This is a genomic window from Paludibacter propionicigenes WB4, assembly GCF_000183135.1.
Taxonomy (GTDB): domain Bacteria; phylum Bacteroidota; class Bacteroidia; order Bacteroidales; family Paludibacteraceae; genus Paludibacter; species Paludibacter propionicigenes.
In genome coordinates, this window is sequence record NC_014734.1 from 959656 (window position 1) to 982954 (window position 23299).

A 23299-nucleotide genomic window follows, 5' to 3' on the forward strand; every position below is an offset into this window, starting at 1 on the left:
ACTTACTATTCAATCAAATTATTTCCAACATTATGATTCATTCAACTTTTACCCAATCAACTAAGGTTTCAGACCATCAAACAGCCGCTTATCTTGGATCAGGAACTCTTGAAGTTTTTGGCACACCGGCTTTAGTCGCATTTATGGAAAATACGGCAATGAAGATGTTGTCTGATTTACCGACCGAAAGTACAAGCGTGGGTATATCAATGAATATGCAACATCTGAAAGCGAGTCCTGTAGGAGCAACTGTAGAATGCACTGCTACAATAACAGCCATAGAAGGCAGGAAATACAGCTTTGCCATTAAAGCTATTGATGCATCCGGAGACCTTATTGGTGAAGCTATGCATGAACGAGTAATCGTGAACATCGATAAATTTATGAGTAAAGTGTTGTCATAAAAATCAATAGAACCTGAAAATGATTAGACTAACTTTCTTTCAAAATTCAAAAAAGAGTTAAAGTACTGTACACGATAATATGAATAAAAAAATAAGACTACCTTTGCGCCGTAATTAAAAATTTATCCAATATGGACGACGACCCTGCGATACAAAAATTAGTAAGAATCACCCTGATTCAATAAGGTTCGTCTGTTTGCATCTTCCTCTCAGCCGCCTTTTTGAGTCAACAAAAAATGGAGGTGGCAATGACATCACAAGTAACTTTCTATGTTAGCCAAATTATTGGCTGCAAGATCTATGACGTAAACGGAACCCGTTTAGGAAGCGTTATGGATATAATGGTAAATACAGCTCAATCGGATGCATCTGTAGAAGATGCGTTCAGACCTGTAATTATCGGACTTAAAACTAAAACAAGTGGTACAGTTCGATATCTCAATTTTGAACATATCAAAATTGTAAACAAGAATAAGCGTTTTTCATTCATCTGCCAACAAGCAGAAAACCTTGCTGAGAATGCTTTAGAAAACAGTTTGCCGTTGGTAAAAAATATTCTCGACAGACAAATCGTAGATATAAACGGACGCAAACTGGTACGCGTAAATGATATTCGGTTGGTTTCTATTGCATCAGGAACTTACGCAATAGCCGTTGATATAGGCACTGAAGGTCTGCTTCGCAGACTTGGAGTAGCCGGTATCGTAAACAAATCCCTACGTGTTTTCAACACTACACTTCCTACACGTTTTATCTTGTGGGACGATGTTGGTGCACTGGACAACACCAACTTCAACATTAAACTATCTCAAACATCCAGTAAGCTTCAACGATTACATCCTTCTGATTTGGCTGATATCATTGAAGAAATGGGTGCTCAATCGAGAACTAAGATTTTCGAATCACTTGATGAAGAACGGGCGGCTGATGTACTTGAAGAAATGGAACCTTATGCTCAGGCTCAAATTATCGAAAGTTTATCGATAGGTAAAGCTGCGGACTTACTTGAAAAAATGCCCGCAGATGAGGTTGCCGATTTGCTCGATGAACTTGAAGATGACACCGTGGAGTTGTTGCTGAACGAAATGGAGAGAGAATCATCGGAAGAAGTCAGAGAATTACTGGAATACGAAGACAAAGAAGTGGGCAGTCTCATGACTACCGATTATCTTTCCTTCCGTGAAACAATGACAGTTGACCAGACTCTCAACGAGTTGCGTGAGCAAAAACCTGAGGCTGACATGATCTATTCATTATTCATCACCAATGAACAGGAAAAATTAATCGCCACCGTTTCATTAAGAGATTTGGTAATTTCGTTACCAACGATGACATTGGGCGAAATAATGAACAAACAAATTATCTGCGTTTCGGATGAGGACAAAATTGATACTCTGGCTGAAATTATTTCTAAATACGACTTGTTAGCCATTCCGGTTACGGATGCAGAAAATACCTTGGTAGGTATGGTAGTAATTGATGATATTGTTGAAGACCTTATGTATAAAGGTAAAACGAAGAAAGGAGGTCGGTCATGGAGATGATAAAAATGACAGAATTTACCAAAAGACGAAAGAATATCTGGCGCAATATAATTGTCTTTCTGGCTGTTCTTGGTCCGGGTATTATTACCGGCAGCGTAGACAACGATGCCGGAGGGATTACCACTTATTCAATAGCTGGCGCTTTGTATGGTTACAATTTACTCTGGACCATGATTCCCGCATTGATTGTGCTTATCGTTGTACAAGAAATGAATGCCCGCATGGGAATTGTTTCCGGTAAAGGGCTAGCCGATTTAATTCGCGAAAATGCAGGTGTCAAAATTACGTTCTTTATTTTCGTTGGTCTGCTTATAGCCGATATAGGTAACACTACCACTGAATTTGCCGGAGTAGCTGGTAGCATGCAGGTTTTCGACATCAGCAAGTATATCAGTGTACCCATCGCCTCTGCCCTCGTATGGTGGTTGGTAGTAAAAGGTACCTATAAATTCAGTGAACGGGTTTTTCTTATTTTTAGTGCGTTTTTGCTTGTTTACGTCGTTTCTGCTATAATTGGAAAACCCCATTGGCATGATATAGGTCGGGCAATGATTAAACCCGATATTCAATACAATAAAGAGTATCTGGCAATAGTTATTGGTATCATCGGAACCACCATTGCTCCATGGATGCAATTCTATATGCAGTCGGCTGTTATCGAAAAAGGATTGACTATCTCCGATTATAAATATACGCTTTGGGACGTTATCATAGGAAGTATAATAACGGTGGTAGTAGCATTCTTCATTATTATAGCATGCGCGTCAACGTTACATCTGAATGGCATCAAAATAGAAGAGGCTAAAGATGCGGCTATGGCATTAAAACCTATTGCCGGCGATTTAGCATCAATCACGTTTTCATTTGGATTGTTTATCGCATCAATTTTCTCGGCAACCATCCTTCCCGTTGCTACGGCTTTTTACGTATGCGAAGCTTTTGGTTGGGAAGCAGGTATCGACAAAAAATGGAAAGAAGCACCACAGTTCTACTGGCTATTTACCTTTATAATCATTCTCGGGGCTGCTATTATTTTAATTCCCAATGCACCACTGATTGTTATTACGCTGTGGTCTCAGGTTGCTAACGGATTATTACTGCCTATCGTATTAGTTTGCATGATGCTGATAGTAAACAACAGGGAAGTTATGGGTAACTACGTAAACAAACCCTGGCAAAACATCATTGGTTGGACAACTATCACTATTTTGATAGGATTGACGATTACGCTATTTGTTTCTTCGTTTTTTTAAATATCTTTGCTCAACAGGTTTTGTGAGTTAAGATATTGAACAAGAAAATTCTCAACCAAATAAAGAAAGGAATAGACCCATGGGTGAATTAAGAATATTTTATCACGAGGATAACAAGATCAAGATATCAAAAAGCCTTGATATCTTGAAGAAAGTTACCCTGAAAGAATTGGTTTGGATTGATCTGAATGATGTATCTGAAGATATAGAAGACAAACTGGAAGAATTTCTTAAAATCTATATTCAGGAAGATGAAGAGATTGAAGAAATTGAAATGAGTTCGCGCTATATGCAAACTGATGACAGCATTGTTGCCAACTCCAATTTTTTACAGGAAAATTATACTGTAGAGCCGGTTTCGTTTATAATTAAAAATGGAATTCTGGTATCTGTAAGGCATGCGGAACTTAAATCTTTCAGCGAAACTGTAAAGAAAATTTTTGCAAACTCACGTAACTTTATTACAGGTTATCACGTACTGGTTACGCTGCTTGAAACGCGCGTAGAGTATGATGCCGACATGATAGAAGATGCCACAGATCTGATTACAGGCCTTAGTAAGACTCTGAATACAGAAGATGATTTGGATCAGGGCATCTTGATTAGAATTAAAGACTTACAGGAAAAGGTAATGATTATCCGTCAGAATATCATGGATAAACAACGTGTTGTATCCAACATGCTGAAATGCAATTTTTTCCCCGAAGAATTATTGCCAAGGCTTACAATGATTATTAAAGATATAAACTCTCTTTTTGAATATACCCGATTTGGATTTGATAGACTGGATTATCTCCAGGATACTTTTCTGGGTTTAGTAAACTTACAGCAGAATAAGATAATAAAAATATTTACTGTAGTATCTGTAATCTTTATGCCCCCTACCCTTATAGCAAGTATTTATGGTATGAACTTTAAGCATTTGCCTGAATTGGACTGGAAACTTGGCTATCCTGTATCAATTTTAATGATGGTGGGATTTTCTGGAGCAGTTATGCTCTATTTTAAAAAGAAGAAGTGGTTGTGATCTTAAAGAAAATAGGGTGTCCAAAAATGGACACCCTATTTTTTTTGAGAGCGGAAGACGGGACTCAAACCCGCGACCCTCAGCTTGGAAGGCTAATGCTCTATCAACTGAGCTACTTCCGCGGTATTAAAATGCTATTGAAAATTGTGGGCAGTGAAGGATTCGAACCTCCGAAGTCGAAAGACAGCTGAGTTACAGTCAGCCCCAGTTGGCCACTTTGGTAACTACCCATGCCTTTTTCAAAAGCAGTGCAAAGATAGCTTTATTTATCCAGACTACCAAACAATATTGGCCATTTTTATGGCTGTTATTGCGGCTTCCACGCCTTTATTTCCATGTACACCACCTGCCCTGTCAAGTGCCTGTTGTAAGGTATTGGTAGTTAGTACACCAAAGATTACAGGACATCCATCGGTACGTGTATTCAGGTTAGAAATGCCATACGTCACCCCCTGACAAACATAATCAAAGTGTGGAGTATCTCCCTGAATTACGCAACCCAACACAATAACGGCCGAGTACTTATGTACTTTTATACCATCTATCAAGCAATAATAATCATCGAGCAATTGCTTTGCAGCAAAAGTCAATTCAAATGTGCCTGGTACATGCACAATCTTTATTTGCGAAAGTCTAACCCCATTTTCTACTAATGAGTCAACTGCGCCTTGGAGTAAAGTATGAGTAATCTGAGGATTCCAATCTGCAACAGCAATTGCATATTGCTGTTCCGATACTTTCTTTTTATCGGGCATTAAATCGGGATTGTATTCTGATAAATTTTGATATTGGGTTGCCATCTTATTGAGTCTTATTATGAATTAAAAAAGCTACTTCATCTAACTGAAGCAGCTTTTCTTTATGATTGGTTGTTTCAAAAACTTATTTTTGAACTCGCGCCAGATATTTATCAATATCAGCTGCTTCAGCACTTTTTGGATATTTTTCCTTTATTGTAGTGTATGCTTTCTCTGCTTTCTCCGGTTGATTAAGCGATTCATAAACCAACCCTGCTTTTTTCAAAAATACCGGACTTATAACTGCATTATCCTTATCGGCAGCTTTTTCAAAATAACCGATAGCTTTGGTTTTATCACCTAATTCAACATAACAATCGCCTGTCAGACCAATTACAGAAGCACTGAAATACTCATCTTTTCCGTCGAACTGAGAAAGATATTTAATTGCTTTTTCATACTGTCCCAATCTGTAATAGCAAATACCTGCATAAGCGGCTGCCAGTTTACCTGAGCTTGTAATACTATATTCTGAAGAAATTTCTTTAAACCCAATCGATTCTACACCATTACCTTCGACTGCCAAACGGAAAGAATCTTTAGCAAAAAAGTTTTGTGACTTATACATCTCATTTTCTGCTGTAACTTCACGAGGTTGCAAATAAAAGTTGCGGAACGCCAAAATCACTAACACAACCAACACGATAGCACCAACTCCCATCAAAATCTGCTTTTGATATTTTTCAATAAACGCTTCGGTAGAATTTAATGCATGTTCAACATTTACTAGTTCGTCGTGCTTTTTTTCCTCTTTCTTCGACATAAGATTATGATATTAATTGCTTTTTGTTAATTGAATTTTTTATTCAGAGTTGCAAAAGTAGATATTTTCTTTTAGATAACGAAATTTTAGCTTGAGTTTTTTTATTGGGTGAGACAAATGCAATTTCTAATGATAAAAACAACGGGAAACAATCACATTTAACTATAAAAACACTTGCTCATGGATTAATTCAATAAATAATGCCTTATCTTTGTATCAGGTAAAAAAACAACCGCATTGTTCTGAGATTGGAAAACTCAACGTTAAAAAATTTAACGAGTAATGTTCGGTTTTTAATGGCGGGCTGCGCCTTCGGGTATCCCATGTGGACGGCAGATTACAACGAAAACTAACATCTCAAATCCTATTTATAGGAGTTTTCTCAACTAATGGCAATGCGGCTTTTTTCATCTACCTCGTTGAACAACTCCTACTTTCCTCAAACATCTCTGACCATCAAGAGAAAGGTACAATCTCCGACAAAACCTCAAATGCCTTTTCTACCGTTTTCACCTCTGAAAACACAACCGAGCGTCTCTGATTCTGCTCTCTGAGCTGACATTTCCGAGGATGCGATGTCATATACTGCAATAAACGTCCAAATGGTTCGGATTGATAATAAACCGATTGAGGATTTGAGACAAGGAAAGCAGTCATTCGTTCATTTTTCAACACCAGTTTCTCTATCCCTAAGCGCATAGCCAACCAACGCAATCGAACGACCAGGATAAGACTCTGTCCTTCAGTCGGTATTTTCCCAAATCGGTCAACCAAACGCTTTTCAAACTCAAGTAGCTCATCTTCACTATCGATATTATCCAGCTCCCGGTATAAACTTATACGTTCAGAAACATTCTCAATATACTCACCTGAAAACATCACCTCCAAATCGGAATCGATCTGACAATCATTAACAAAAGCTGTAGAGCTTGCATTCTCCTTACGTTCATCAGCATACAAATCGGCAAATTCTTCATCTTTCAATTCATGAACTGCTTCGTTCAGAATTTTCTGATAGGTCTCATAACCCAAATCAGCTATAAATCCACTTTGTTCGGCTCCCAGCATATTTCCCGCTCCGCGAATGTCTAAATCCTGCATAGCTATATTGAACCCGCTTCCAAGTTCTGCAAAAGTTTCCAAAGCCTGTAGACGTCGTCTTGCTTCCGGAGTCAACAAGCTTAATTCCGGAGCCAACAGATAGCAGAAAGCTTTTCGGTTGCTTCTCCCTACCCTGCCCCGCAACTGATGCAGATCGCTCAACCCGAAGTTGTGTGCACTGTTTATAATAATGGTATTGGCATTTGAAATATCAATTCCAGATTCAATAATGGTAGTTGCAACCAGCACATCGTACTCATAATCTATAAAATCAACAATTATTTCTTCCAGCTTGTCGGCAGGCATTTGCCCATGACCAACCGCCACACGACAGCCCGGCACCAGCCTACGGATCATCGCCTCGATATTATAAATATTCTGAATACGATTATTGACAAAAAATACCTGTCCATTCCTGTTCATCTCCAACTGAATAGCTTCACGTATGACATCCTCGTCAAACACATGTACTTCTGTTTGCACAGGATAACGATTAGGAGGAGGAGTATTTATAATGGATAAATCGCGTGCTCCCATCAATGAAAATTGTAGCGTACGGGGAATAGGAGTAGCTGTCATGGTAAGTGTATCCACATTTACTTTCATTTCTTTTAGTTTTTCCTTTACAGACACACCAAACTTTTGTTCCTCATCTATTATCAAAAGACCCAGATCATTGAATTTTACACTTTTGCCTACCAACTTATGTGTACCAATAACGATATCAACGTCGCCTTTTTCCAATCTGTCCAACACTTCCTTGGTTTGTTTTGCTGTACGGGCCCGACTGAGATACTCTATAGAACACGGAAAATCTTTCAGACGATCTTTAAACGTATTGTAATGCTGCAAAGCGAGCACAGTGGTAGGAACAAGTACTGCAACCTGCTTGCTGTCTGTAACAGCCTTAAAAGCTGCCCGAATGGCCACTTCGGTTTTGCCAAAGCCCACATCGCCGCAAACAAGTCTGTCCATGGGTAATGTCGATTCCATGTCTTTTTTTACATCTGCGGTAGATTTTATCTGATCTGGCGTATCTTCATATATAAAAGAAGCTTCCAGCTCTTGCTGCAAGTAACTGTCCGGCGAAAACTGAAATCCCTGCTCCGCTTTTCGTTTGGCATACAACTTAATAAGCTCACGCGCTATATCTTTTACTTTCGACTTGGTGCGCTCTTTCAGGCGCTCCCAGGCTCCTGAACCAAGTTTATTGATGCGTGGCGATTCACCTTCTTTTCCCTTGTATTTCGAGATACGGTGAAGCGCATGGATACTTACAAAAATAATATCATCGTCCTTGTAAACGAGTTTTACCATTTCCTGCATTTTCCCATTCACGTTAGTCTTTATCAATCCTCCGAATGTACCTACACCATGGTCAACGTGCACCATGTAATCACCAATTTGAAACTGATTCAACTCCTTAAGAGTCATAACAACTTTTCCAAGTCTAGTTTTATCCGTTTTGAGCTGGAACTTATGGAAGCGGTCAAAAATCTGATGATCTGTATAACACAATAAGGATAAATCATGATCGACGAATCCTTCGTGCAAGGTATTTTTTATCGGTTGAAATGGTATTACATCTCCTCTGTCCGCAAAAATGGCAGCTATACGATCAGTTTGTTTAACACTATCGCTAAGAATGTAAAGCTTGTACCCTTCGTTTAGTTTTTGTTTTAAATTATCAGAGACTAAATCAAAGTTCTTATGAAAAATAGGTTGTGGTGAAGTATTAAACCCGATTACTGATTTATGCTGGAAATATGCTTTATCGTTCCACTCTATAATTCTAAAATCCTGAACCTGTTCTACAAATTGTTCGCCGGTAATCTGAATCTGCAATAAATTTGAAGTTTTTTGCCCTGTTTCATTAGCTTTAACCAACGCTTCGTTATACAACAGGTTAATCCTTTCCCGAACAAAGGCCGCATTCGCAAAACTAAACCAGGTTAGTTTAGGAACAAATTCAAAAAAAGATACGTGTGGAGACTCCGTATCACTTTGTAAATCAGGAATTATTATTATCTCTGATTTCTTCTCTTGCGATAGCTGAGTTTCTATATCAAAAACCCGAATGGTCTCAATTTCGTCTCCGAAGAAATCACAGCGGTAAGGCAATTCGTTGGCATACGAGAAAATATCAACAATACTACCCCGAACGGAAAACTGACCCGGTTCATAAACAAAATCAACCCGCTCAAATCCGTATTCAATCAGCATTTCCACTACGAAATTCAGGCTGAGACCTTCGCCTGTGTGCATTCGCAACATACGGGTCTGCATACTCCCGGCCGATACCACCTTTTGCATCAACGATTCGGGATAGGTAACAACCACAATTGGTGAGGAGGTATTCGCAAGCCGATTCAAAACTTCAGTTCGAAGAATTTCATTTGCTGCATCCAGTTGAGAGAGCTTAATTGCTCGCTTATAGGAAGACGGAAAGAAAAACACTTCTTCGGTTGAAAGAATTTGCTTCAAATCATTGTAAAGATATGCGGCATCGTCAGCATCGTTCATCACCAAAATCTGTGTATTACTATGAGCTTTGAAAAGCGATGCGGCCACTAAAGCGCACGATGATCCGCTCAAACCAGAAATTTTTATATTCTGTTCGGATGAAGAAGCCCAACTTACAAGTTCTTTTACCTGTGGATGTTGAGCATAAAGTTGTTGAAAATCAGAAAGAGTCAATGGTTGATTATATATTGGTTAATTGGTTGATTAGTTGATTAGTTGATTGGTTAGTTTGAACTAAATCATTCTACATGTTGATCAATTTCACCCTAACAGCTAAATCAGCGAATGACTTAACAATACAACAAGCGAACACCCCAATCAACTAATCAACTAATCAACCAATTCAATAGTCTATCTTATCCGTAGTATTTACCCAACTTTCAAAAGCTTTAATAGCTTCATCGGGCAACAACTGTACACTTTGTAAACGTCGGTTCTCAGGTTTCAATTCAATTTCATCATAAATAAACGAATCATCAAAACCTATGTTTTTAGCGTCTGCTTTGGTGTTTCCATAGTACATTTTATCCAAATGCGCCCAATATACCGCCCCTAAACACATAGGGCAAGGTTCGCACGATGTATATATCTCACAACCGGACAAATCAAATGTTCCTAACTTTTTAGCCGCTTTGCGAATAGCATTTACTTCCGCGTGAGCTGTTGGATCTGTATTAGCCGTAACCCGGTTCGCCCCGGTAGCTATTATTTTCCCCTCTTTTACAATCACTGCAGCAAATGGGCCTCCTCCATTTTCAATATTTTTCAAAGACAAAGCTATGGCTTTGCGCATAAACTTTTTATTACTATCCATATATCGTTAACAAAACCTTTAAAAATCGAATTACAAAGATAGTATTTTTTAAATTGAAACTGAACTTTCAGATAAAATAGCTATTTCCATTGATTGTTATTATTTTCACAATAATGATTGCATAAAGCTAGCATTATTTCGGAAATTCAGAATTTAAGTAAGACAGACGAAAGATTAACTATATATTTCAACACTTCTAGCAAATATCAAATAACAAGTAAAATTGCGTTATAAGCACATACTTCGTACCATTTTATTTGGTATTCATTTCAATTTGTAACTTTTTCAACTAATACGAATTGCTAAAACATAAACTCTCCGATTTTTTGTAATAAATTGTTGATAAATATTCATATTGATCAAACAGTTATTAACACAGAAAGTCTTATATTTGCAGAAATCGCTAAAAAAACTAAAACTACGTTTAATTAATTCAACGACAATACTATTAGTTTAAGATAATACAAAGGACAAAATAAATATTTGAATTAGGAATTTAGTAATAACAAAAAAAACTATCTTTATGATTAAACAATTAAAATTCTTAGTGCTATCATTATTGCTTTTCTCGGCAACTATGAACGCACAAGTAACCACTTCCGGAATAAGCGGAAAAGTAACATCAAATGGAGAACCAATTTTTGGAGTATCAATAATTGCGACACACACTCCATCAGGGACTACCTACAGATCAATAACAAACATTGATGGACGTTATGATATCACGGGTATGCGTGTTGGAGGTCCATATACAGTAAAAGTTTCTTTTATTGGTTATTCAAAAGAGACTATTTCCGGAATTCAATTACAGCTCGGAGAAATATATCCGCTTAGCATTCAATTAAAAGAAGGTTCTAAAGAATTAAGTGAAGTTGTTGTCACAAAACAAAGAACAAAATTCTTAACAGAGAAAACTGGAGCAAGCACAAACATATCTTCAGAAAATATAGCTTCGATGCCAACTATAAGCAGAAGCGTATCTGATATCGCACGTCTTTCTCCATATGCTTCGGGAATGAGTTTCGCCGGTAGCGATGGACGGTCGACTAACTTTACTGTTGATGGTGCAAACTTTAATAATAACTTTGGTCTTTCATCAAGTTTACCAGGCGGTGGAAATCCTATTTCTTTAGATGCTATTGAAGAAATTCAAGTTGTAGTAACCCCTTATGATGTTCGTCAAACGAACTTTATCGGTGGTGGTATAAATGCAATTACCAAATCAGGAACAAATACTTTTAAGGGATCTGCTTACACTTTCTTCACAAATCAGAATTTGCGTGGTAATAAAATTGGAGATTATGATTTTGGTTCACGTAAAGCTTCATCCAAAAAAGTATATGGTCTAACGTTAGGTGGCCCAATTATTAAGAATAAATTATTCTTTTTTGTAAATGCTGAAACAGAAAAGAAACCTGGACAAGTAGTTACATGGAGACCGTCTGCAAATGGAATCAGTGATGGAAAAACTCTTTCTCGTGCAAGTATTGCCGACATGGATGCTGTTCACAAGTTTTTACTTGATAATTATGGCTATGATGCAGGATCTTATACCGATTACCCGGGTGATGAAAACAATAAGAAATTCTTGGCCAGAATAGACTGGAATATCAATGAGAAAAACAAATTGAATGTTCGTTATAACTATACTAAGAACATAGCATGGAATCCAACTAACGGAAACTCAACAGATGCTGGATCGAGAAACCAAAACATGGATCGTATTTCTCAGTACGGTATGGCATTTTCAAATTCTCTATACTCTATGAACAATATTGTAAAATCGCTATCTGCAGAATTAAACACTCGACTAAATGAAAAGATGTCAAATCAATTTTTGACAACTTATACTAAGATAGATGATGTTCGTGGGTCTAACTCTGATAAATTCCCTTTTGTAGATATATTAGCCGGACGTGCTCCAAACGGGAATCCAATTATTGAGCCATACATTTCTGCAGGTTACGAACTATTTACTTGGAACAATGGAGTTCACAATAAAAATCTGACTTTTACTGACAACTTCACATATTATTTAGATAAACACAAAATAACTGCAGGCTTAAGTTATGAGCACCAAATGGCAAACAACGCATATATGCGTAATGGAACTGCTTACTACAGATATGCTAGCTTAAGCGATTTTATCAACAAAGCTGCTCCTATTGATTTTGCTCTTACATATGGTTACGACGGTGAAAGCAATCCTAACGCACAAGTATCATTTAATCAATATGGTGCATACATTCAAGACGAATGGAACATTAAAGATAATTTAAAAATAACCTACGGTATTCGTGCCGACGAGCTCAAATTTGTTGACAATATCATTAGAAATAATGCAATTTACAATCTTGATTTTGGAGGTCGAAAAATTGATACTGGTACATGGCCTTCTGCGAAAACCTTATTCTCACCTCGCCTAGGATTTACTTGGGATGTATTTAATGACAAATCTTTCAAAGTGCGTGGAGGTACAGGTATATTTACGGGAAGACTTCCTTTAGTATTTTTCACTAATATGCCTACAAATGCTGGTATGGTGCAAGGAAGCTATAAGGCAACTACAACATATAATACTAACGGTTCAATCAAAACAACAAGTCCTGCATTAGCAACTTTAGCAGGAGGTATGATTACCGATGTTGATAAATTAATCGAAAAATTAGGACTCCCTAAAACCATTACTCCTGAAACTGGAGCGCTACCTTCTGAAATAGCAGGTGTAGATCCAAACTTTAAAATGCCTCAGGTTTGGAAATCATCAATCGCATTAGATTATCAAATACCTGCTTCATTCCCATTATCTGTTACTGTTGAAGGTATTTACACCAAAACATTGAATGCGGTAATGCTAACAAATTACAATTTGAAAGATCCTGATGCAACTTGGACAAGATTTAGTGGTCCTGACAATAGATATATTTATCCTGCCAATTACAAATATTCTACAACTAATCCAAATGCATATGTATTAACAAATACAGATAAGGGTTGGGGAGCAATCGGAAATATTACAATCAATGCTACTCCGATTAAGAACTTAAATTTAATGGCAGCCTACACTCACACCGAATCTAAGGAAATTACCGGTATGCCAGGTAGCAATGCCTCATCAGCATATGGTGGACTTTCTTCGGTAGATGGACCTCAGTTACCAACTCTTCAACGCTCTCAATATGTAACACCAAATAAAATTATTGCATCTTTATCGTATAAGTTGCCTTATGCAAATAATAGCATGGCTACATCGCTTAATTTGTTCTATTCAGGCTACTCAACTGGAGGTTATAGCTACACATATTCAACTGATATGAATGGAGATGGTTGGAAAACAGACTTGATATATATCCCGGCGCGAAGAGGCGACGTTAAGTTCTTAACTCCGGCTGATGAAGATGCATTTTTTGCATATATGGCTCAAGACAAATACCTAAGTTCACATAAAGGTAAATATGCTGAAGCAAATGCCGCCAGAGCACCCTGGGTTAACAATGTAGATTTGAGATTAACTCAAGACTTCAAATTTAGAGTAGGTGAAAATACAAATACTCTTCAACTTAGTTTTGATGTGTTGAATTTTGGCAATTTATTAAATAGCAAATGGGGTATAGCCCAGAACATGTCTTCATCTAACAATGGTCAAATCTTAAAATACGAAAGTAAGGATGCTAATAATGTACCAACTTATTCAGTCGTAAAAATTAAAGATCCGGCTGGTAATATGGTATATCCTACTCAATCTTTTAGTACTGTTTATTCTTATTCTCAAACATGGAGTTTACAAATAGGACTTAAATATATATTTAATTAAACAGCAAAACTATTTCAATAAAAATGGCTATCTCAGGTTTGAGATAGCCATTTTTTATTTCATTTTACCTTATGCCTTCGGCATCTCAGCGGAATTTGTTTTTCCACCTTTGGAAGTTCCAATCCGCTTAAGGATGAAAGTAAAGGTATAATCGTCCACCTCATCAGGAATTTATTTCATTCTGGAACCGTAACACTAAGTACAAATTGTTTAAGCTGAAAGTTGCTGGTTTTTTGTAACAATTACTGATAAATATTCATATCAATGTCACATCTTTAAAATCATAAAACCTTACATTTGCAAAAAATAAAAAAAGAAAATTCAAAAATTCAAATTTAAAAAGAAAAGTATGAAAAAAATGAAAGGAATAATGATAATGTTATTATTATCATTATCATTAGCTAGCATTGCACAAGAAACAACTTCTGAGATTTCGGGAATTGTTTTGGATGCTAATTCATCTCTGCCAGGCGTAAACATTACTGCAATCCATGTTCCAACCGGGACTAAGTATTTTACGACAACACGTAAAGATGGTCGTTATAATTTACCGAACCTAAAAGTAGGAGGGCCTTATACTGTAACAGCAAGTTTTGTTGGATATAATTCCAATAGACAATCTGATATCATGTTAAATTTAGGCCAAACTTTCGAGCAAAACTTTAAATTAGTTGAGTCAGACAACACAAAATTAAGCGAGGTAACGGTAAAAGCAACTAAAAGTAAGGTTTTTAATTCAAGTAGAACAGGTTCTCAGGAAATTATTTCAAGGTCTACAATTGAACAGTTGCCGACTATTTCCAGATCCTGGAAAGACATGATAAAATTAGTACCGGCGCAAAACAACTCATCTTTTGGTGGTATAAGCTCTCAATTAAATAATCTGACCATTGATGGCGCGAACTTTAATAATTCATTTGGATTATCAGATGCCATTGGCGGTCAAACCGGTGCACAACCTATTTCTTTAGATGCTATTGAACAAATTCAGGTGAATGTTTCTCCTTACGATGTTAAATATGGTGGTTTTAATGGTGCTGGGATTAATACTGTTACCAGAAGTGGTAAAAATCAGGTATTTGGCTCTGTTTACGATTACGTAAAAAGTAAAGATCTACAAAGTTATAAAGTGGGAGATGTTTCGTTAGCTAAACAAGATTTCAACTATAATCTTTTTGGGTTTACTGCAGGTGGCGCTATTATTAAAAACAAATTGTTTTTCTTTATAAACGGAGAAACCGAGAAAAAAGTGTCTCCGGGAACTTCGTGGCAAGCAAGTAATTCCACAAATACTCCAAATGGAGTGAATTATTCAAATGCAAATGCAAATAAATTAGATTCATTAGCCAACTTTTTGAAATCCAAATATGGCTATGATCCGGGTAATTATCAAGGATACTCTTATACTGCTGAATCAAAGAGATTAACAGTAAAAATAGATTGGAATATCAATGAAAAAAATACTTTTTCATTTAAATACAATTTATTAAGGTCATCAAATCAAATAAAACCTTCCGATAGTGGTTCATCCAATACTAGTTATGGTAGAACTCCCGGACAATATGCCATGCCGTTTTACGGGGCTGGCTACCAAATCAACAACAATGCTGATATTTTTATCGCAGAGTTAAATTCAAGATTTTCAAATACAATAAATAATAAAGTTCAGGTTGGATATACTAAGTTAAGAGATTTCCGTAAATCTTTATCATCGCAAGATTTTCCTTTAGTTGATATATTAGACGGTAACGGACAACCTTTTACATCATTTGGATATGAACAATATACTTATGGAAATAAATTAAACACTGATGTTATTCAATTTAACGATGTTTTAAATATTTATGTCGGTTCACACGAAATTACTTTAGGAACTCAGAATTCATATAAAGTTTATTCAAATGGATTTTCACCGTCGTACGAAGGTGTCTATCGTTTTAATAGTTTGGCAGACTTTTATGCCTCTACCAATGGAACAAAAGCAGCTGCAAGATATGATTTATCTTATACGTTAGGTGGTGGTGATTTTCCATTAGTTGGTCCAAAGGACTTAGAATTAAGTGCTTTTGCTCAAGATAAATGGAAAATCAAAGACAACTTCACATTGACGTATGGAGTTCGTTTTGATTACACAAAATTCTATGATACATTCTTATATAATCCGGTAGTTGATACTCTGTCTAATTTTTACAATGGAATTCATGCAAATACTGGTTTAGCTCCTTATGCAGCAATTCAAGTTTCACCCCGTTTAGGATTTAACTGGGATGTTTTAAAAGATAGAACTTTACAAGTTCGTGGAGGAACCGGTTTATTTCAAGGACCACCACCTTTTGTATGGATTTCAAATCAAGCATCAAACAGTGGAATGGCATTATTTGGATCAATATCGAATGGAACAGGATATAAATTTTCACCGGATATAAATGCATACAGACCAACCTCTTCCGGAACATTAAGCTCATCTTATAGCATTAATGTTACTGATCCGAATTTCAAATTTCCACAAGTTTGGAAATCGACTTTAGCAGTTGATAAAAAATTATTTGGATGGACGGTAACTGTCGAAGGTACCTACATTAGCAATATCAACGCTTCTGTATTCCAAAACATTGCTTTGCCTTCTACAGGTTTAATTACTTTATCCGATGGCAGGGTTCGTTTTCCTTACAAATCAGCTTATCCAATCGCAGGAAAACCTACAAGTGCTTCTAATCCAAGCATTGGTAATGCAATTTATATGACCAATGCTAATGCAGGTTATACTATGTATGGTACGTTGCAAATTCAAAGACAATTTAAAGACTTATATGTAAGTGTCGCATATACCAGAATGACTGCTAAGGATGCTGCTGTAAGCGGTTCAACAGCTTCAACCATGTGGGGTTCAAAAATGACTTCAGGAAACTCAAATGATTTTAATATTGGTAATTCAAATAATTATATCCCTCATAGAATTATTGCCAACATAAACTACAAAAAAGAATGGTCAAAGATGCTTACAACTAGTGTTGGGTTATTGTATGAAGCTGCTCCAAATTATGCTACATCAGTTATTTACAGCGGCGATTTAAACAATGATGGTTTCAACAACGATTTAATGTATGTTCCAAAAAATAGTTCGGATATCAAATTAACGCAAGCCAATGGAGGAGATACGAGAACTACTGCTGAAATATGGACACAGTTAGATAACTTCATCAACAATAGTCCATATTTTTCTAAGCACCGAGGTGAAATTGTAGAAAGAAATGCAATGGTGCTGCCATGGACTAATCGAGTAGATTTAAACTTTACTCAAGACATTAATTTCAAAGTTAACAATAATAAGCACACGTTGAAACTCACAGCCGACATATTCAATTTAACGAACTTATTGAATAGTAATTGGGGTGTAAATCAGTTACCAACGACCACAGCTCCACTAACATTTGTCAAGATGGATACGGATGGAAAAACACCAATTTTCTCATTTCCATACTTAGATGCCGCAAATAAGACTCCTTATTCGAAACCATTTAAAAATGATATTGGTTTAGGTTCGCGTTTCCAAATCCAAATTGGTGTTAGATATCTATTCAATTAAAAATCGAAAATTAATTTTTCTACTCACGAATAAATCCCCTCAAAGAAAGCTTTGAGGGGATTTTTATTATATCAATTGACCTTATGCTTTCCCAGTCTTAGCAGAATTTGTTTTTCCTCCTTTAGAAGTTCCTATGCGCTGAAGGATGGAAGTAATGGTATAATCGTCCACTTTCGTGGCATCCACACCGCGATAAAGCGCTTTTCCCCTGTCGGTAATGAGAATCATCCCATAATCATTATAAGTGCCGTTATTTTAAGTCCAATGATTCATATCACTATCTTATTTTCATATAAGCAGCCAGTTCATTAGGTTCAATTTAAATACTGTTGACATGAAACAATTCTATTGGAGATATAAGACTATTTAGAACTTATAATCAAATTCTCATTACAATTTCTCCTACTACAATAAAGCTTGGTTATCAACATCTAAAACAGTCAATCATCCAAGAATAACAGTGTTTTCGCAACTATCAGACTTATTTGATCCAAAGTCAACAATTATCAAATACGTTTTCAAAGCAACAAAAAAGGCTATCCGGTTTCCCGAACAGCCTTTTAAAATAAGAGAAAATGAGAAATTACATTGCATTAATTTCTTTATTAATGGCTTCGAATTCTGCATCCATTTTCAGACGATAGTACAAAGTCTTAAGTGTCTTTTTGTAATCAACTTCTTTCGGATTCATTTCTGAAGCTTTTTTGAAGAAAGGAACTGATTCTTTAAACACACCATCAACCTTTTTCATTTCAGCATTATAAGCCTTTACGTCTTTAATTTTATTAGCTTCTTCAGCCATTCTCACGGCTTTATTGTAATACAAACGTCCTTTAGCAGCATAAGCATCAGCCATTGTTGGATCCAGTTGTATTGATTTATCTATAGCCGCCAATGCTCCGTCAAAGTTATTATTGGCTTCTTCCAGGTTACCCTTTACATAATAATATTGACCCATGGTAGGTTCTTTTTCGATAGCTGCATTCAGGTAAACTAATGCATCATTAATCTTTTTAGAGTAGATGTAGTAATTTATCAGATTTTGCATGAACCACATATCAGACGGGAACTTATTAACAGCTTCTTTCAAAGTATTTACAGCGCTAGTCGAATCTTTTTTATTCATATATTGCTCATAAAGCGATTGATAAACTGCCTTAGTTTCATATTTCTTAGTTTTCAAGCTTTCAAATACGCTGATTGCTTTATCAGTCATTTTCGCATTAATAGCCGATATTCCGGCATAATAAGAAATCATGTCATAAGTTGAATCCATCTTAATCTCATTATTCATAAGAGGAAGTTTTGGAATTTCTAAAAACACATTGAATGTGTTATAAGCTCCGGCAAAATCCTTCTTCTCAAACTGATAAGCTCCGTAAGAGATAAGGTGTTGTTGAGTTCTGTAATAGTCTGTCAATTTCGCTTTGATATCTTTTGTAAATTTAGGCTTAACTTTACCTTTAGCATCAGGTTGTTGATCCAGTTTATCTGCCTGTACAAAATAGTCGTATGACTCCAACATTGCTTTTCCTTTAGCCACTGTATCGATAGGCTGTCTCAAAATTGCTTTTTTATAAGCAGCATCGCTTTGTGAATAGCCAATCAATCCGGCTACATACCATGTCTCTGCCAGATTTTTTGTTGTAGAATCCTGCAATGCCAGTTTTATGGCCTCACGTGCTCCGGCAAAGTCCGGATTTTCCATTAAAGCTTTATTCTTTGCCTTAGAAACATTTGCTTTTTGGGCATAGGAGAATGTAAAGCTTATTACCAAAAATAACGATAAAATAAGTTTTTTCATGATGACTTGAGTTTTTTATTAGCTATTATATTTTACACCGTTACACAATTTGTATAACGGTGTAAGTTGTTTATTATTCTTCCACTTGTTCTTCTGTTTCGGTCTGAACATCAGTCTCGGTTTCACCTACTACAGCATCTGTTACCGGAACTGCCGATACTTCAGTTTCTTCAACTACTTCTTCTTCGTTTTCAGAAAGCACCTTACATACTGATGCTATTTCATCGTTTCGTTTTTCCAGATTTATCAACCGAACTCCTTGAGTGGCACGTCCCATAACCCTGAAATCAGCTACTTTAAGTCGAATAGTGATACCTGATTTATTGATAATCATCAGGTCGTTTTCGTCTGTAACGTTTTTGATTGTAACCAGTTTTCCTGTTTTATCGGTAATGTTCATGGTTTTCACACCTTTTCCTCCACGATTGGTAACACGGTATACCGGAATAGTTTCACCATTTTCGTCAAGCATAAGATTACCTTCGTCATCCACTTCATCAAGCAGTGTACGCTTTCCGTAGCCTTGTTGCGAAACAACCATAATGTTTTCATTATCTTCTTTGTTTACACAAATCATGCCTACCAATTCGTCCTCTCCATCTTCGTCAAGCGTCATACCACGTACTCCGGTAGCTGTACGACCCATTTCACGTACTTTAGACTCATGGAAACGGATTGCACGACCATTGCGGTTAGCCATCAATACTTCCGAGTTTCCATCCGTCAGGCGAACTTGTATCACCTGATCATCTTCTCTGATAGTGATTGCATTTACACCATTCTGGCGTGGACGAGAATAAGCTTCGAGCGAAGTTTTCTTGATTACACCGTTTTTAGTTGCAAAAATCAGATAGTGCGATTTGGTATATTCAGGGTCATTCAGCCCTTTGACACGAATAAATGCGTTCACTTTATCATCGTTATCAATGTTAAGCATATTCTGAATGGCACGTCCTTTTGAATTTTTGCTTCCTTCAGGAATATCGTATACTTTCAACCAATAGCATTTACCTTTCGATGTAAAGAATAACATCGTGTTGTGCATCGAAGCTGGATATATGTACTCAATAAAGTCCTCGTCGCGCGAATCGCTTCCTTTCGAACCAACTCCTCCCCGACCCTGAGCCCTGAATTCGCTCAATGCAGTACGTTTGATGTAGCCAAGATGAGAGATAGTGATAATCATTTCATCATCGGCATAGAAATCTTCAGGATTAAATTCTTCGGAAGAATATACAATTTGTGTACGACGAGCGTCGCCATATTTTGCTTTCACTTCCAACAATTCATCTTTAATGATTTGCATACGAAGTTCTATCTTTTCAAGAATTTCTTTCAAGTGTGCAATCAACTTCATTACTTCTTCATACTCTGCACGAAGTTTATCCTGCTCCATGCCGGTAAGCTGACGCAAACGCATTTCTACAATAGCACGAGACTGAATTTCAGACAATCCGAAGCGTTCCATTAAACGAGTACGGGCTTCATCGGGAGTTTTTGAATCACGAATAATCTGAATTGCTTCATCAAGATTATCCAAAATAATCATAAAACCCTCCAATAAATGAGCACGTTTTTCGGCTTCACCAAGCTCGAATCTTGTACGGCGAATAACTACTTCATGACGGTGTTCTACGAAATAATGAATCAAATCTTTCACGTTCAACATGCGTGGACGACCATGAACCAATGCAATATTATTTACACTAAAAGACGATTGTAAAGCAGTGTACTTAAACAGTTTGTTCAACACTACACTCGAATTGGCATCGCGTTTAACATCCACTACGATACGCATTCCTTCACGGTCCGATTCATCGTTGATATGTGCAATACCTTCCACTTTTTTATCTTCAACCAAAGCAACTACGGCCTTGATTAGCTCCACTTTGTTTACCTGATAAGGTATCTCGTTGATGACGATTTTTTCGCGTCCCTGAGCATCAGTTTCAATTTCTACTTTAGAGCGAACAACGATACGTCCGCGTCCTGTTTCAAAAGCTTCTTTTACTCCTGCATAACCGTAGATGATGCCACCTGTCGGGAAATCGGGAGCTTTGATATATTTTAAAATTTCCGAAATTTCAATGTCGTTATTATCAATGTAAGCAATAGTTGCATCAACTACTTCGCTCAAATTATGAGGAGCCATATTGGTAGCCATACCTACAGCAATACCCGAAGATCCGTTAACTAACAAGTTGGGAATACGGCTTGGCAAAACAGTAGGTTCTTTCAGTGTATCATCAAAGTTCAACTGAAAATCAACTGTGTCTTTATTTATGTCAACCAACATATCCTCAGACAATTTGCGCAAACGTGCTTCGGTATAACGCATTGCAGCAGGACTATCACCATCTACCGAACCAAAGTTTCCCTGTCCGTCAACCAAAGGATAACGCATAGACCAATGCTGAGCCATACGAACCAATGTACCATAAATGGAAGAGTCACCATGCGGGTGGTATTTACCCATTACTTCCCCAACAATTCTTGCAGATTTTTTATAGGGTTTATCGGAGTTATTTCCCAATTCGTTCATCCCAAATAAAACTCGGCGGTGAACCGGTTTAAAACCATCACGCACATCAGGTAATGCACGGGATACAATCACCGACATGGAATAATCGATGTACGAAGACTTCATCTCTTCGTCAATGTTTACCTTAATAATTCTGTCTTGATCAATCATCTATTTTTTAATTTTATTTCTATCTAAAAAATCGCACTAAAGTACTACTTTTAATTGGATTAGGCAAGCCTTTTGCTAAAAAATCACACTCTACAAAAATGTATTTTAACACACAATATAAACCCAAACATATTATTGAAAATCAAAATATTACAACTCAAACAAAAGAATAATTTGCACGATAAATCAGTCAAGTTCACCACCAGTTACAAAGTAGTCTTGAAACACCTCTGTTTTTGGAGGCGCCGATTCAAAAATTCCATAAACCGACGAGCCCGAACCCGACATGGAAGCATAAATAGCACCCATATTGTACAGTGTATTTTTTATATTTTCAATTTCGGGATATTTAGCAAAAACTGATTTTTCGAAATCATTTTTTACCACATTTTTCCATTCGGAAATTGGCTTGAGAATAAGTTCCGAAAGAGACACTTCCGGTTTTTGTGGATCTATCATCGAATAGGCCACAGGAGTCGACACATGGATATCCGGTTTTACGAGCAAAAGAAAATAACCTTTCAAAGATAATTTTATTGGTGTAAAGACATTACCTATACCTGTAGCAAATACCGGTTTATTCTTTATAAACACCGGACAATCTGCCCCCAGTTTAGCCGCTATTTTTTCCAGTCTTCCGGGTGTAATTTTAAGCTGAAACATTTCATTAAGCGTCTCCAACATAAAAGCCGCATCGGACGAACCGCCACCCAGACCCGCTCCAAAGGGTATTTGCTTGATCAGCGAAATATCTATGGGTGGAAACTGATATCCCGAACGCAAAAGATGATAAGCTTTCACAATCAGATTATCTTCCGGATCACCGTCGATCTGAATACCCGAGGAAGAAAAGCTGTAATCAGTACATGTTTCTGAAACTTCAACCTGCAGGACATCCGACAAACCGATGGGATAAAAAATCGTTTCGATATTATGATAACCATCCGGACGTTTTTCAACGACATTGAGCCCCAGATTTATTTTTGCGTTTGGATATGTAAGCATTTGGATAAAGAGTATAAATCTCGTATAAGTTTTTGAGAAAACATAATTCAAAGATAAACATTTTTTATCATTCTGAGGATAAATATTACAGGATAATTTGAGCTTACATGTGAATAAGTTGTTGAAAAAATTAATATGAAACTATCGAAAATCTTTAGTACTTTTGAAACTC

At 36.8% G+C, this 23299-nt stretch carries 14 protein-coding genes and 2 tRNA genes; 6 read left to right on the forward strand and 10 right to left on the reverse strand.

Annotation, left to right across the window (positions count from 1 at the left end; translation table 11 throughout):
• The first annotated feature begins 32 nt into the window (after nucleotides 1-32).
• The 4 genes from PALPR_RS03985 (at nucleotide 33) to corA (ending at nucleotide 4228) form a co-directional block, all read left to right on the forward strand.
• Nucleotides 33-404 (forward strand): thioesterase family protein, encoded by a 372-nt coding sequence (locus PALPR_RS03985; protein ID WP_013444331.1) that lies wholly within the window; start codon nucleotides 33-35, stop codon nucleotides 402-404.
• Between the two features lie 248 nt (nucleotides 405-652).
• Entirely contained in the window at nucleotides 653-1948 is a 1296-nt protein-coding gene (locus tag PALPR_RS03990) for a magnesium transporter MgtE N-terminal domain-containing protein (protein WP_013444332.1), read from the forward strand.
• Nucleotides 1939-3201 carry an Nramp family divalent metal transporter gene (locus PALPR_RS03995; protein WP_013444333.1) on the forward strand — a complete coding sequence of 421 codons (1263 nt, stop codon included), beginning with the start codon at nucleotides 1939-1941 and terminating at the stop codon, nucleotides 3199-3201. Before PALPR_RS03990 ends, PALPR_RS03995 begins: the two co-directional genes overlap by 10 nt.
• A gap of 79 nt (nucleotides 3202-3280) precedes the next feature.
• Nucleotides 3281-4228: a magnesium/cobalt transporter CorA gene (corA, locus tag PALPR_RS04000; protein ID WP_013444334.1), complete on the forward strand. Its 948-nt coding sequence runs from the start codon at nucleotides 3281-3283 to the stop codon at nucleotides 4226-4228.
• 49 nt (nucleotides 4229-4277) lie between these two features.
• Here corA and PALPR_RS04005 read toward each other — a convergent pair.
• The 6 genes from PALPR_RS04005 to PALPR_RS04030 form a co-directional block, all read right to left on the reverse strand.
• Nucleotides 4278-4350, reverse strand: a tRNA-Gly gene (locus PALPR_RS04005).
• 25 nt (nucleotides 4351-4375) lie between these two features.
• Nucleotides 4376-4458: transfer RNA gene (locus PALPR_RS04010), tRNA-Tyr, on the reverse strand.
• 45 nt (nucleotides 4459-4503) lie between these two features.
• Entirely contained in the window at nucleotides 4504-5028 is a 525-nt protein-coding gene (gene ribH, locus PALPR_RS04015; protein ID WP_013444335.1) for a 6,7-dimethyl-8-ribityllumazine synthase, read from the reverse strand.
• Between the two features lie 82 nt (nucleotides 5029-5110).
• Nucleotides 5111-5788 (reverse strand): tetratricopeptide repeat protein, encoded by a 678-nt coding sequence (locus tag PALPR_RS04020; RefSeq protein WP_013444336.1) that lies wholly within the window; start codon nucleotides 5786-5788, stop codon nucleotides 5111-5113.
• 456 nt (nucleotides 5789-6244) lie between these two features.
• Nucleotides 6245-9586 carry a transcription-repair coupling factor gene (gene mfd / locus PALPR_RS04025; RefSeq protein ID WP_013444337.1) on the reverse strand — a complete coding sequence of 1114 codons (3342 nt, stop codon included), beginning with the start codon at nucleotides 9584-9586 and terminating at the stop codon, nucleotides 6245-6247.
• Between the two features lie 169 nt (nucleotides 9587-9755).
• On the reverse strand, nucleotides 9756-10226 hold the full coding sequence (locus PALPR_RS04030) for a nucleoside deaminase (protein WP_013444338.1): 471 nt from the start codon (nucleotides 10224-10226) through the stop codon (nucleotides 9756-9758).
• Nucleotides 10227-10749: 523 nt separating this feature from the next.
• On the opposite strand from PALPR_RS04030, the gene PALPR_RS04035 reads away from it, so the two are divergent.
• Both PALPR_RS04035 and PALPR_RS04040 read left to right on the forward strand, forming a co-directional pair.
• Nucleotides 10750-14040: a TonB-dependent receptor gene (locus PALPR_RS04035; RefSeq protein ID WP_013444339.1), complete on the forward strand. Its 3291-nt coding sequence runs from the start codon at nucleotides 10750-10752 to the stop codon at nucleotides 14038-14040.
• A 349-nt stretch (nucleotides 14041-14389) separates the two neighbouring features.
• Complete coding sequence (locus PALPR_RS04040) at nucleotides 14390-17626, forward strand: TonB-dependent receptor (protein ID WP_013444340.1); 3237 nt, start codon at nucleotides 14390-14392, stop codon at nucleotides 17624-17626.
• A gap of 81 nt (nucleotides 17627-17707) precedes the next feature.
• Here the strand turns inward: PALPR_RS04040 and PALPR_RS15885 are convergent, their stop codons facing one another.
• The 4 genes from PALPR_RS15885 to ispE form a co-directional block, all read right to left on the reverse strand.
• Entirely contained in the window at nucleotides 17708-17854 is a 147-nt protein-coding gene (locus PALPR_RS15885; RefSeq protein WP_013444341.1) for a hypothetical protein, read from the reverse strand.
• A gap of 355 nt (nucleotides 17855-18209) precedes the next feature.
• Complete coding sequence (locus PALPR_RS04045) at nucleotides 18210-19430, reverse strand: tetratricopeptide repeat protein (protein ID WP_013444343.1); 1221 nt, start codon at nucleotides 19428-19430, stop codon at nucleotides 18210-18212.
• Nucleotides 19431-19503: 73 nt separating this feature from the next.
• Entirely contained in the window at nucleotides 19504-22122 is a 2619-nt protein-coding gene (gyrA, locus tag PALPR_RS04050; RefSeq protein ID WP_013444344.1) for a DNA gyrase subunit A, read from the reverse strand.
• 186 nt (nucleotides 22123-22308) lie between these two features.
• The gene (gene ispE / locus PALPR_RS04055) at nucleotides 22309-23127 is read right to left on the reverse strand and encodes a 4-(cytidine 5'-diphospho)-2-C-methyl-D-erythritol kinase (RefSeq protein ID WP_013444345.1); all 819 of its coding nucleotides are present in this window, start codon (nucleotides 23125-23127) and stop codon (nucleotides 22309-22311) included.
• Nucleotides 23128-23299: the final 172 nt, after the last annotated feature.

What these genes read in the sequence shown, in the direction of transcription:
- PALPR_RS03985 (WP_013444331.1), top strand. Translation starts at nt 33, where the DNA reads ATGATTCATTCAACTTTTACCCAATCAACTAAGGTTTCAGACCATCAA.
- PALPR_RS03990 (WP_013444332.1), top strand. Translation starts at nt 653, where the DNA reads ATGACATCACAAGTAACTTTCTATGTTAGCCAAATTATTGGCTGCAAG.
- PALPR_RS03995 (WP_013444333.1), top strand. Translation starts at nt 1,939, where the DNA reads ATGGAGATGATAAAAATGACAGAATTTACCAAAAGACGAAAGAATATC.
- corA (WP_013444334.1), top strand. Translation starts at nt 3,281, where the DNA reads ATGGGTGAATTAAGAATATTTTATCACGAGGATAACAAGATCAAGATA.
- ribH (WP_013444335.1), bottom strand. Translation starts at nt 5,028, where the DNA reads ATGGCAACCCAATATCAAAATTTATCAGAATACAATCCCGATTTAATG.
- PALPR_RS04020 (WP_013444336.1), bottom strand. Translation starts at nt 5,788, where the DNA reads ATGTCGAAGAAAGAGGAAAAAAAGCACGACGAACTAGTAAATGTTGAA.
- PALPR_RS04030 (WP_013444338.1), bottom strand. Translation starts at nt 10,226, where the DNA reads ATGGATAGTAATAAAAAGTTTATGCGCAAAGCCATAGCTTTGTCTTTG.
- PALPR_RS04035 (WP_013444339.1), top strand. Translation starts at nt 10,750, where the DNA reads ATGATTAAACAATTAAAATTCTTAGTGCTATCATTATTGCTTTTCTCG.
- PALPR_RS04040 (WP_013444340.1), top strand. Translation starts at nt 14,390, where the DNA reads ATGAAAAAAATGAAAGGAATAATGATAATGTTATTATTATCATTATCA.
- PALPR_RS15885 (WP_013444341.1), bottom strand. Translation starts at nt 17,854, where the DNA reads ATGATTCTCATTACCGACAGGGGAAAAGCGCTTTATCGCGGTGTGGAT.
- PALPR_RS04045 (WP_013444343.1), bottom strand. Translation starts at nt 19,430, where the DNA reads ATGAAAAAACTTATTTTATCGTTATTTTTGGTAATAAGCTTTACATTC.
- gyrA (WP_013444344.1), bottom strand. Translation starts at nt 22,122, where the DNA reads ATGATTGATCAAGACAGAATTATTAAGGTAAACATTGACGAAGAGATG.
- ispE (WP_013444345.1), bottom strand. Translation starts at nt 23,127, where the DNA reads ATGCTTACATATCCAAACGCAAAAATAAATCTGGGGCTCAATGTCGTT.